The sequence below is a fragment of the Phaeobacter sp. A36a-5a genome (genome assembly GCF_037911135.1).
GTDB classification, from domain to species: Bacteria; Pseudomonadota; Alphaproteobacteria; order Rhodobacterales; family Rhodobacteraceae; genus Phaeobacter; species Phaeobacter bryozoorum.
Window position 1 is genome coordinate 54,530 of the sequence record NZ_JBBLYU010000006.1, and the last position, 11,944, is coordinate 66,473.

Genomic DNA, 11,944 nt, shown 5'->3' on the forward strand with positions numbered 1-11,944 from the left:
AACAAAGGATCTACCACATGAAAATTGCTGTTCTCGGCGCGGGCTATGCCGGTGTCTCGGTCCTGGAGAATCTGGTCGCCACCCTGCCTGATCTGTCGGCGCTGTCGGTGGATGTCTTTGACAAGAGCCGCAGTTTTGGTCCCGGCGTGGCCTATCAGGAGGATGCCGAGACCAATCTGCTCAACCGGCCGCTGAAGCTGATGTATCTGGCGCGCCGCAATGATTTCCGCGACTGGCTGCGCCAGACCGGGGCGACGGAGGCGGCAGCGGATGAGGATGGTTTCCTACAGCGCGCCCTGTTCGGGCGGTTCCTGCAAAGCCAGTTCGATGCGCTGAGCGGTCGGGTGCGCACCGCGGGGGGGCGGATCCGCATGATTGGCGCCGAGGTGGAGACGATTGCCCCCAGCCCGCGCGCCGATGCGCTCTACCGTCTGGGCTGGATGGGCAGCGTGTCCGATTATGATGCAGTTTACCTGTGTCTGGGCACCAATCTGGAGGCCGACCCCTATGGGCTGGGCGGCACGCCGGGCTATTTCCGCGCGCCCTATCCGGCGGCCCGCCTGAAGGCGCTGACCCGTTTGCGGGTGGGCATTCTGGGCTGTCGGCTGACCGCCTATGATGTGGCGCTTGGGGTGAATGGCCGACGGATGCTGATGACCTCGCGCCGGGCGGGGCTGCCCAAGGCGGTGACGGCCTATCGCCCGGTGACGCTGCACCATCTGACGCCGGCCGGTCTGGCGGCGCTGCGCAACGGCCCGGATGGCGGGCGGATTTCGCTGTCGGCGGTGATGGAGCTGTTTGAGGCAGAGATGCAGCATCAGGGGGTGGATGTCAGCTTTGCCGATCTGCTGCGCGGCGTTGACAGTGCCGACAATGATCTGGTGTCCAGCATTCTGGCCGAAACCAATATGCTGATACCGCAGCTCTGGGCCAGTCTTTCGGATCGCGCCAAGGCGGCGTTTCTGCGCCATTTCCACCGGCTCTGGTCGAATATGCGGGTGCCGATCTCGCGCACCAATGCCGACCGTATCGCGATGTTGCAGGCCAGTGGCGCGCTCAGCCATCGCAGCGGGCTGCGCAATGTCAGCTTTCGCAATGGCCGCTATCGGATGGAGTTTGCCGATGGCATCGCCGAGGTGGATGCGGTGATCAATGCAACCGGCCTGCAGCGCGGGCTGGACGAGAGCAACCCGCTGATCCGCAGCCTGCTGGCGCAGGGCTTTGCCGAGCGGGACGCAACCGGCGGGATCAAGGTGCAGCTGGAGGATTGCCGGGTTTTGACCCGCGACGGGCGGCCATCGCCGGGCCTGTTTGCGCTGGGGCAGCTGACCTGCGGCACCTTCTATATGGTCAACAACATTGACGTGATCCACCATCAGGCACGCATTGCCACCGCATCGGCGCTGGCGCCGGCGGATATTCTGCGGAGCGTCGGCTGATGCTGCGGAATTTTGCGATCACCCTGCTGCTGGCCTGTGCCGGATCGGCGCTGGGATATCTGAGCGGGCTGCCGCTGGGGCAGCTTCTGGGGGCGGCGGGTCTGGTGCTGCTGGCCTGTCGATTTGGTCTGGCGCTGGCGACACCGCCGGCGGCCATTGTGGTGATCCAGCTGATCCTGGGCGCCAGCGTCGGGGCGCTGCTGAATGCCGAGATGCTGGAGGGCATGGCCGATCTGACCGTGCTTGCGGGGCTTCTGATCTGCATGTCGGCGCAGCTGGCGGCCGGGTTCACCTGGCTGTACCGGGTGGAAAAATGGACCCGCGCCGAGAGCCTCCTTGGGGCGGTGCCCGGCGCCATGGCGGCGGTGATGACCCTGACCGGCGAGGAGGGCAAGACCTCGGCCAAGATGGTCTTTGCCCATATGGTGCGGATGATCGCGCTGCTGGTTGCGGTGTTTCTGATCGCCGGTCCGCAGGAGGGATCGCAGGAGATCGCCGCATTGCCCGACGAGGCCGCCACAGGGGCGGGCACGCTGGCGGGCTACGCGATCTTTCTGCTGCTGGCGGCGGCGGCCTATGCGGCGGGGCGGGTGCTGGAGCGCTTTGCCATGCCGGCGCCCTATATGGTCACCGGTCTGATACTGGCGGCGGGCACCAACCTCTGGCGCGGCAGCGATCCGATCGTGGTGCCGGAACCGCTGGTGTTGTTTGCCATGGCGCTGCTGGGCGGGCTGATCGGCATCCGGCTGAAGGATATCACCCGCAGCGATATCGCAAGCTACCTGCGCGCAGGGCTGATCGTCACCTCGATCACCTTTGGGATCACGGTTGCCATGGCCTCGCTGTTCAGCCTGCTGACCGGTCAGCCGTTCCTGGTGCTGTTCATGTCCTGGGTGCCGGGTGGGGTCGAGGTGATGGTGGCCACCGCGCTGGCGCTGGGTCTGGAGCCTGCCTTTGTGATGCTGAACCATGTGCTGCGCATGTCGGTGCTGCATATCGCGCCGATGTTCATGAACCGCGAGATGTTCCGATCCGCGCCTGATCCAATCCAAACGATGACAGATGACAGATGACGGGGAACGCCATGTCTGAACCGCAACGCAATATCCTGATGATTGGCGGTCGCGATCACACCTTTGTCCGTATCGGCGAGATGGGGCTGCGCTACAGCGCGCTTCAGATCCGGTCCCATCTGACCGAGCTGCTGCTTGACCAGGCCGAAACCGTGGTGGTGACCGATTACGAGGATGTGAAAACCAGCGTCGCGCTGGCCCGCGCTCTGCATCGCAAGACGCCGTTTGATGCGGTGTTCTCCTTTGCCGAATATGGGTTTCTGACCGCCGCGCATATCGCCGAGGCGCTGGATCTGCCGAGCAATTGCCAGGTGCCGACGGTCCGGCTGACGCGCAACAAACGACGGATGCGCGAGACGCTGCGGGCGGCGGGTATCGAGGATGTGCCCTTTGCCCGCGTGCGCACGGTGGCGGAGATCGCCGGGTTTGTGGCGCGCCATGGCGACAGCATCGTCAAACCGGCCGAGGGCGGCGGCAGCGAGGGGGTTCATTTCGTTGATGACTCCACCGATATTCAGACCGCATTGTCCCATGCGTTGCAGGCGGGCCGCGAGGAGCTGATCGCCGAGGCGTTTATTCCCGGGCCGGAATACAGTGTCGAAACCATGTCGGTTGGCGGTCGTCACCGGGTGCTTCAGATCACCGAGAAGACCACCAGCGGCGCGCCCTATTTCATCGAGAGCGGCCATGTGCAGCCCGCCGCCCTGAGTGCAGCTGATGAGGCCAGAATTGCCGAGCGGGTTCAGGCGCTGCTGGAGGCGGTCGGTTACCGGACTGGCCCGGCCCATACCGAGGTAAAGCTGCACGACGGGGCGGTCTATATCATCGAGACCCAGACCCGCAACGGCGGTGACCAGATCTGGGAGCTGACCCTGGAAACCACCGGTGCCGATGTGTTCAAGGAGACCTTTGCCGCGGTGCTCGGGCTTGCCTATGATGCGCCGCCGCCCTCCACCGCGGCGATGGCCATCCGCTACATGCTGGCACAGGACCGCACATTGGATGCGATCACCGGGCTTGATTGCGCCGCCAGTTCCGAAGGTGTGGCGCGGGTGCATTCCTCTGCCAAACCGGGCACCCGCTATGATGCGGTGCTGTCTGCGGCCTCTCGGGTTGCCTATGTGCTGGCGCGCGGTGACAGCCGCGAGCAGGCGCTGGCCCATGCCGAGGCCGCCGTGGCCCGGATCGCGCTGAGGTAATGCGGCACCGGCCTGCGGCCCCCTGATCATCGCCTCAAATCAACGTCCCATGAAATCAAGTCCCATGACAAGGAGCCAGACCATGGCCATTGCCATTCACGACCCTACCCTGCGCGACGGCAATCATGCCATTGCCCATGCGCTGAGCCTTGACGATATTGCCGCCTATTGCCGGACCGTGGATGGCTGCGGCCTGGCGGTGGTCGAGGTCGGCCATGGCAACGGGCTGGGGGCCTCCTCGTTGCAGCTGGGCATGGCGCGCCATGCCGATATCGAGATGCTGGAAACCGCCCGCGCCAATCTCAGCCAGACCAAGCTGGGCATTCATGCGATCCCCGGTTTTGCCAAGATCTCGGACATCAAATCGGCCATCGGCGCCGGGGTGGATGTGTTTCGCATCGCCTCGCATTGCACCGAAGGCGATCTGACCCAGAGCTACATCGAATATGCCCGCAGCCAGGACAAATATGTTCAGGGTGTGCTGATGATGACCCATATGGCGCCTGCGGATGTGCTGCTGGCGCAGGCGCGGCGGCAGGTGTCCTATGGCGCCAATGCCATTGTCCTGATGGATTCCGCAGGCAATTACGACCCCCGCGACACAAGCGAGAAGATCGGCGTTCTGGCGGCTGAGCTGGAGGTGCCGGTGGGGTTCCACGCGCATAACAATCTGGGACTGGCGATTGCCAATTCCATTGCCGCCGCCGAAGCGGGCGCAACCATTCTGGATGGCACCATGCGCGGGTTTGGTGCCGGGGCCGGCAATACCCAGCTGGAGGTGCTTTGTGCGGTGCTGGAGCGCTACGGGTTTGAGACCGGAACCGATGTCTTTGCGCTCTGCGAGGCGGTGGAAGCGCTGCCCGAGCTGCCGCCGGTGCAGCGGCGCACCATCGTGGGCACCTCTAACCTGATCAGCGGCATCTACGGCGTCTGTGCCGGTTTTGAAAAACATGTGACCCGCGCGGCGCAGGATTTCGGCGTTGCACCACGGTTCATCTACGAAGAGCTGTCGCGCTGCAACGCCGTGGCCGGGCAGGAGGATCTGATCATCTCGGCGGCGGCGCGGCTGGCCCGGACGGCGGCACCCGCATTGGAAGGAGTGGACGCATGAAACTGAGAACCGCCATCATAGGCAGCGGCAATATTGGCTGTGACGTGCTGTGCAAGGTGCAGCGTTCCGCGCTGCTGGAGTGCACCCTGTTTGCCGGGCGCAATGCGGCATCGCCGGGGCTGGCGCTGGCCCGAAGCCGTGGCATCCCGGTGACTGATCGCGGGGCGGAGGGGCTGTTTGCCGCGCTCGACAGTTTTGATCTGGTGTTCGACGCCACCTCCTCGGCGGCGCATCAGGCCCATGCCCCGGCTTTGCAGGCGGCGGGCAAGGTGCTGATCAACCTGACCCCGGCTCCCAATGGTGCGCTCTGCGTGCCGTCGCTGAACGGCGATGCGCTGCTGGCGGCGGGCAATATCAACATGATCACCTGCGGCGGGCAGGCCTCGATCCCGATTGCCCAGGCGATGACGGCGGCGAACCCGGCGATCCACTATCTGGAGGTGGTGTCCTCGATCAGTGCCGAAAGCGCAGGGCCGGCCACGCGGCTGAACCTCAATCACTATATCGAAACCACCGAAGACGCGCTGCGGCAGTTCACCGGCTGCAACCGGGTGAAGGCGATCCTGAACATCAACCCGGCAAAGCCGAACGTCTATATGCAGACCGCAATCTCCGCGCTGGCAGAGCAGCATGATCTGGAGGCCACCCGGAGCGCTATCGCCGGGGCGGTGGCGCGGTTGCGCGCGGCGGTGCCGGGCTATGACGTGATCGTTGAGCCGCATGTTACCGGGGATAGGCTGTTCACCATGGTGCGGGTCACCGGGGCCGGAGATTATCTGGATCCGTCGGCGGGCAATCTGGATATCATCACCGCCGCCGCCACGCGGATGGCCGAGGCCATTGCCCGTGACCGCACCGCGCGGGACAGCCACCCGCCGGTGGCGCAGCCGATGGAGAGCGTGGCGTGATGCGCATGTCGGAGTTCCGGCGCTGTGGCGCCGCCATCGCAGGCCGGGGAGGTTGCCATGCCTGATCTGCCCGCGCTTCACCGCGACACGCCCTTCTGTCCGATTCTGGCGCTGGCCGGACGGATCCAGAGCCGCCCTGACCCGGTGGTCGATTTCTCTATCGGGGTGCCCAATTTCACACCGCCGCAGCGGGTTTACGAGGCGGCGATTGCCGCGATCCGTGCCGATCGCTGCCGCTATGGTCCGAGCCGGGGCGAGGCCGGGCTGATCGAGGCCTATCTGCACTATCTGGCTCAGCTGGGGCTGGATCAGTTCGGCGCGGAGAATATTGCCGTGGGACAGGGCGGCAAGCATCTGCTTTATGCGCTGTTTCAGGTGCTGTTCCAGCCCGGCGATACCGTGGTCATCCCGGCGCCCTGCTGGCCGACCTATTTCGACATTGCCCGGCTCAGCGGGGTTGAGGTGCGCACGCCCTATTGCGGGCTGCATCAGGGGTACAAGCTGGACCCCGCGACGCTGGAGGCGGCCTTGGGTGGGCGGCCTCGGGCGCTGGTGCTGAACAACCCGTCCAACCCCACCGGCGCGGTCTACAGCAGATCGGAGCTGGCGGCGCTGGCCGAGGTGCTGCGGCGCCATGATGTGTGGATCATCAGCGACGATGTCTACCAGCGCTTTGTCTATGCCGACGAGCCGTGCCCGCATCTGCTGGAGATCGCGCCCGATCTGGCGTCGCGGATCATCAAGGTGGACAGTATTTCAAAGCTATACGGGATGCCGGGATGGCGCGCGGGTCTGCTGGCTGCGCCAACAGAGGTGGCGGCGGCGGTTGCCACGCTCAACAGCAACTCGATCTCTAATATGCCGCCGGTGGTGGCCGCTGCCGCGGCGGAGGCGCTGGCGGGCGATCAGGGGTTCTCGCAGCGGATGACCGAGGGCTACCGGATGCGGCGGGATCTTCTGCTCACGGCGTTTGACAGCGCACCGCAGATCCGCTGCGCCCGCCCCGGCGGGGCATTCTACCTGTTCCCCGATATCTCGCGGGTCTTTGGCACCCTGCACCGGGGGCGGATGATCAGCACCGATGAGGATCTCTGCAATCTGCTGCTGGAAGAATATGGCGTGGCTGCTGTTCCCGGTCGTCATTTTGGCGCGCCGGACAATATCCGGCTGTCCTATGCCATCGACGCGGATCAGGTTCGGCTGGGCGCCAGTCAGATCCTGCGGTGCCTGGCAGAGCTGGAGGACACAGCGGCAGCGCGGCACACCGCCCGGCCGCCGGTGATGGAAGTCGTTTCCTGATCTGGCCGGGGTGGGCTGGCCGTCGCAGGTCAGCCTACCCCCGCGGGCATCAGTCCAGCCGCAGCCGGAGCGCGGCATAGACCAGCAGGAGGCCGCAGCAGCTGGCCGAGATCAGGAAAGGCGCGCGCAGGGCGAGGTCGCGGCCAAGCTCCGGTTCCAGCAGCGCCACGACGGCACCGCCCGTCAGCGCGCCAAGCGGCATCGAGCCCCAGCCAAAGCAGCGGTAGATGCTGTTCACCCGGCCCAGCAGTTCGGAGGGGATGCGGCGCTGGCGCCAGGAGACGGTGATCACGTTCCAGACCATCGCCGCCGCCATCACGCCAAACATCGCCAGCGCCATGATGATGCCGCTGCTGCTGACACCGATCAGCGCATAGCCAACCGCCCAGCCCGCAATCGACAGGTAAAGGCAGGGCTGCACCCCGATCAGGCGGCTGAGGCGCGGCGCAATCAGGCTGCCGGTCACAGCACCAAGGGCGGCAACCGACAGGACAAACCCGTATTCGGTAGGGCCGAGGCCAAGCACCTCCTGCGCGAAAAGCACCTCTACGGTGATGGTTGCGGTGGCGAGGAAATTGGCGATGCCAAGCACGACCGCCAGCCGCAGCAGCAGCCCATCGCCGCGCATGAAGGTGATGCCCTGCATCAGCGCCTTGCCAAAGCTCTGCTGAACCGGCGCGCGCGGCGACAGGCTGATCAGCCAGACAAAACCGGCCGCCAGCACCAGCACGACCACATCCAGTCCAAAGGGAATAGCGATGCCGACCGCGATCAGCAGGCCGGCGAGCGGCGGCCCGATGAACTGGCCGGTGAGCTGTTCGGCGGTCCACATCTGGCCATTTGCCGCCTCAAGATCGGAGCTGGCAACGATATCGGGCAGGATGGTCTGGGCGGCATTGTCGCGGATCACCTCCGCCGCGCCAAGGAGGAAGGCCAGGCCGGCCAGCGCCCAGATGGCCCCGGCGGCCGGCGCGCTGAGCGCGAGCATGAGGATGGCGAGCACGATCACGGCGCGCAGCAGGTCGGCGCGGGCTATCAGCTTGCGCCGGTCGGCCATATCCGCGATCACCCCGGCGGGCAGCGCAAAGAACAGCCAGGGCAGGCGACCGGCTGCGGCCACGGCGGCAATCGCCACCGGATCGCGGGTCATCAGCGTTGCCAGCCAGGGCAGCGCCAGCAGGATGAACCCATCGCCGAGGTTGGTCAGCGCCCCGGCTGTGAACAGCAGCCGGTAATTGCGGTTACGAAGCAGGAGCGGGGAGGCCATGGTGGGGATGCCCTGAGGTTGTTCCGGTCCGGCGATACTAGCGCGCAGGGGCTGCGCTGTCACGGCTGCCGGTGCCGCTCAATCGAGCCGATACCCGGCGCCGCGCAGGGTCACGATGGCGTCACCTTCGGGGCCGAATTTCTTGCGCAGGCGGCCGATATAGACATCAACGATATTGGTCATCGGGTCCGACTGCGTGCCCCAGACCGCATTCAGAATGCGTTCCCGGCTGAGGGCGCGGCCAATGTTCTTGATCAGCAGCACGGCCAGCTCGCGCTCCTTGCTGGAGAGCGCGACCGGGCGGCCGTCCACGTAGAATTCCAGCGCGCGGGGATCAAAGGAGAGGCCGCGATGGGTGATCACCTCATCGTCGGGTGTGCTCCCATAGCCGACCCGGCGGCGATGCAGCGCCTCCAGCCTTGCGACCAGCTCCTCAAAATCGAAGGGTTTGGGCAGGTAGTCGTCGGCACCGATGCGCAGGCCCGCGACCCGTTCGTCGGTTGAATCCAGCGCGGTGAGCATCAGAACAGGGGTGGTATTGGCGCGGGCGCGCATCCGCTGGCAGACCTCGATGCCGGAGATCCCCGGCAGCATCAGATCGAGGATCACCACATCAAAGTCGCGTGTTTGCAGGAACCCCAGCGCCAGTTCGCCATCCACCACGTGCTCGACGCTGAAGCCCTCAGCCTTCAACCCCCGGCGTATGAAATCGGCTACGCGCTCTTCATCCTCTACAAGCAGAATATTCATCAGCTGTTCTCTGGCGTCCTGTGACTATGGGTCGGCATCCGTGGAGATCGTCAGCACAACCGTTGTGCCCCCCGTTGGGCGATCAAAGATCCGCGCCGAGCCGCCGTGGGCTTCGGCGATGGAGCGCACGATCGGCAGACCAAGGCCCAGCCCTTCGATATAGCGGCCGCTTGCGTTGGAGCCGCGAAAGAAACGCTCGAAGGCCAGTTCCTTTTCCGCGTTATCCACGCCCGGCCCGTCATCGGACACCGCAATCTCAACGATATCGCCATGGGTCTGAAGGGTGACGGCGATCATGTCGCCGCCGTGGTATTTGGCATTTTCCAGCAGGGCGAGCACGGCCTGACGGATCCGCTGGCCATCGGCTATGACGATCACCTTGTCGCGCTGCGGCTCAAAGCCCACCTCGGCCCCGCAGAGTGCGATCACCTCGTGGATCAGCCTGATCAGATCGACGGGTTTCCTGACCAGTTCAAGCGAGCCGGATTCCTTGCGCGCGATGAACAGAAGGTCGCTGATCAGATTGGCGGTGTGATTGGCGGCCAGCCGGGTCTTGGTCAGGGCGTCCTTGTATTCCTCGACGGTTTTGTCGGCGCCGCGCAGCGCCACGTCACTTTCGCCCTGAATGACGGTCAGCGGGGTGCGCAGCTCATGGCTGACATCTGCCAGCAGCTGGCGGCGGTTCTGTTCGGATTTTCGCGCCTCGGTCAGCAGTTTTTCCAGCGTTTCGGTACGCTGGCGGACGGCCTGTTCCAGTTCCTCGTTCTGGGTGGTCAGGTTTTTGGTGCGGGCCGAGACCACTGCGGACATTTCATCCAGAACGCCGGCGATTTCCGACAGTTCGCTGCGCCCCGGCAGGGCGATCCGGCTGGAAAAATCCCCGGCCGCAAATTGCCGCACACCACCCAGAAGCTGCCTTAACGGGCGGGTGAATTCGCGGCGAAAGACAATCAGCGCGATGGCGGTGATGCAGAGAAAGGCCACCGCCAACCCAAAGGAGATCATGCGCACCAGCGCCATCTTTGCGCTGGCTTCGGCCTCGGCTCTTGAGACTTCCTCCTGCTCTTCGGTGAGCGCCGTTGAGATCAGCGTTCGGAAATCTTCCTTGATGTCTTCGTTGAGGGCCAGCGACACCTGGCGCCAGTCGCCACCGATGCCATCTGCGGCCTCGCGCGACTGCGCCCGCCGGTAAAGGTCGAGGATGTCGTCAATGATCTCCTCAATCTTGTCCAGCAGCATCAGCTCCGCCAGCTCCTCGTCGCCGACCAGCTCGATTTCCTGCTCAATGGCGGCGCGAATATTGGTGATATGGGTCTGAAGGCGGTTGGAAATATTGGTGATATCCGCCACCTGCCCGGTGTCGTCGGCCAGCAGCAGATCGCCAAAACGCTTGAACAGAAGATAGGTGTCTGCCGCCAGTTTCAGATGGTGTTCAAAGGAGGTGTGAGCCAGCGAAATGCGGTAATTGTGCAGATCGCTTTGTCTGGCGGCCCAGACCGCAACTGACACACTGGCAGCGGCTGCCAGCAGTACCACGGCCGCGAAAATATTGACAATATGCACTATTTTCATTGGTCGAGGTGGTCCCGTCGTTGTGGGTCGGGCTGCCAATTGCGAGGTCAGCCGGTGCGGGGTTTGGGTTGGCTACGCACCGGTTGACCATAACCCTGTCAGGGCCGCCAGTGGTAGAGTTAGTTTGCAGCAATGACAGCGTCCTGACGAAATCATGAACAACAGATGAACGAATGCGCCGCCAAGGGCTGCTGACCGGCCATGGTGCGTTCATCTCCCGTTCATATGCGGTCTTGGCTCCGTTCACAGTCCAGACAGTCACCTGTTGCCTGCCATGGTTAAAAAGGCATCGGGTGCCTTTTTTCCTTCCCGTTGTGACCGGGACGCGATTGCGGCGGATGAACCCGGCACCGGCCCGGCAGAGGAAAGGACACGGGATGACCATTCAGAGAGTACTGGCGGCCGTCGCCGGGGCAGCGCTGACTGTCGCGACACTGGCCCATGCGGCGGATCAGGTCGGTGCCAGCGTGATCGACGCGCAGCGGCGGGCGCTGGCAGAGGCGGTTGCGGATCAGGGATTTGGCCCGCAGTCGCCGCGTGATCTCAGCTCGGCGGTGGGATCGAACAAGCGCGATTTTGCATTTGCGCCACCCGCCAGCCGGATGAACCTCTGCAACATCCATTTCCACGAAAGCGCAGAGCACAAGGGTGGTGAATTCACCAAATATGCCGGACATGGCGATGGTCAGGGCTATGGCACCGGGTATCTTTATTCAGGCGAGCTGACAGCGGCCGAGGTGGCCCCCTATGCCCGTCCGGTTGGTAGCACCGACCATGGCGCACTGGCGCCCGGTGACACGATCGAGGTGCATTATGTCTACAGCACGGCGCAGGTGGGACCGGGGCCGACGCTGGGATCCTGTCTGGATGTCGCCACGCTGAACCCGCAGCTGCGGGTCGAAACTCAGGTGATGGTGCTGGTCAATGATCCTGCCGCGCTGGATTTCGTGAGGCTGACCAAACATGAGTTTGTCGATGGCTATCATCAGGCGATCCATATTCCGCAGGATATGGGTACGCCGGTGCAATATACCGGATCGACGACCGGTCCGGCCTATAATGAGACCGGCTCTCCCGTGCAGGTCACCTGGAGCATTCGCCCCAAGGTGGCCAAGGTGAGCATTGCCTCGGTGGAGGCATGGTTGGGCGACAATGCCTTTGACGAAGATCATGCCCATGGCGTGCGCACCCTCGTGGTCAATCCCGATCTGCTGTCGCCGATGTCCCGCTAGGAGCTGGACCTGCGGCACCACAGCAGTTGCCCGAAGGGTGCGGAGTGCGGCAGGCTGGGGCAGCAGCCTGTGGCGGCTGCGGAGGGCAGAGCGG

The 11,944-nt window shown here is 64.4% G+C and carries 10 protein-coding genes; 7 read left to right on the top strand and 3 right to left on the bottom strand.

The annotated features are described in order from the left end of the window. The first annotated feature begins 17 nt into the window (after positions 1-17). From WLQ66_RS18360 to WLQ66_RS18385, 6 genes are all read left to right on the top strand, one after another. Positions 18-1,439 (top strand): FAD/NAD(P)-binding protein, encoded by a 1,422-nt coding sequence (locus tag WLQ66_RS18360; RefSeq protein WP_340547786.1) that lies wholly within the window; start codon positions 18-20, stop codon positions 1,437-1,439. Then, complete coding sequence (locus WLQ66_RS18365; protein ID WP_340547787.1) at positions 1,439-2,512, top strand: AbrB family transcriptional regulator; 1,074 nt, start codon at positions 1,439-1,441, stop codon at positions 2,510-2,512. Before WLQ66_RS18360 ends, WLQ66_RS18365 begins: the two co-directional genes overlap by 1 nt. A gap of 11 nt (positions 2,513-2,523) precedes the next feature. After that, positions 2,524-3,711 carry an ATP-grasp domain-containing protein gene (locus WLQ66_RS18370; RefSeq protein ID WP_340547788.1) on the top strand — a complete coding sequence of 396 codons (1,188 nt, stop codon included), beginning with the start codon at positions 2,524-2,526 and terminating at the stop codon, positions 3,709-3,711. An 82-nt stretch (positions 3,712-3,793) separates the two neighbouring features. After that, on the top strand, positions 3,794-4,822 hold the full coding sequence (gene dmpG / locus WLQ66_RS18375; protein ID WP_340547789.1) for a 4-hydroxy-2-oxovalerate aldolase: 1,029 nt from the start codon (positions 3,794-3,796) through the stop codon (positions 4,820-4,822). Next, the gene (locus tag WLQ66_RS18380; RefSeq protein ID WP_340547790.1) at positions 4,819-5,730 is read left to right on the top strand and encodes an acetaldehyde dehydrogenase (acetylating); all 912 of its coding nucleotides are present in this window, start codon (positions 4,819-4,821) and stop codon (positions 5,728-5,730) included. Before dmpG ends, WLQ66_RS18380 begins: the two co-directional genes overlap by 4 nt. Positions 5,731-5,787: 57 nt before the next feature. After that, positions 5,788-7,029 (top strand): aminotransferase class I/II-fold pyridoxal phosphate-dependent enzyme, encoded by a 1,242-nt coding sequence (locus WLQ66_RS18385; RefSeq protein WP_340547791.1) that lies wholly within the window; start codon positions 5,788-5,790, stop codon positions 7,027-7,029. Between the two features lie 49 nt (positions 7,030-7,078). Here the strand turns inward: WLQ66_RS18385 and WLQ66_RS18390 are convergent, their stop codons facing one another. The 3 genes from WLQ66_RS18390 to WLQ66_RS18400 all read right to left on the bottom strand — a co-directional run bounded on the left by WLQ66_RS18390 (position 7,079) and on the right by WLQ66_RS18400 (position 10,618). Beyond that, positions 7,079-8,296, bottom strand: coding sequence for an MFS transporter (locus tag WLQ66_RS18390; RefSeq protein ID WP_340547792.1), 1,218 nt, complete (start codon positions 8,294-8,296; stop codon positions 7,079-7,081). Positions 8,297-8,374: 78 nt separating this feature from the next. Next, complete coding sequence (locus tag WLQ66_RS18395; protein ID WP_340547793.1) at positions 8,375-9,046, bottom strand: response regulator transcription factor; 672 nt, start codon at positions 9,044-9,046, stop codon at positions 8,375-8,377. A gap of 24 nt (positions 9,047-9,070) precedes the next feature. Continuing rightward, on the bottom strand, positions 9,071-10,618 hold the full coding sequence (locus WLQ66_RS18400) for a sensor histidine kinase (RefSeq protein ID WP_340547794.1): 1,548 nt from the start codon (positions 10,616-10,618) through the stop codon (positions 9,071-9,073). Between the two features lie 377 nt (positions 10,619-10,995). Here WLQ66_RS18400 and WLQ66_RS18405 point away from each other — a divergent pair, with 377 nt between their 5' ends. Further along, entirely contained in the window at positions 10,996-11,850 is an 855-nt protein-coding gene (locus WLQ66_RS18405; RefSeq protein WP_340547795.1) for a delta-class carbonic anhydrase, read from the top strand. Positions 11,851-11,944 lie beyond the last annotated feature (94 nt).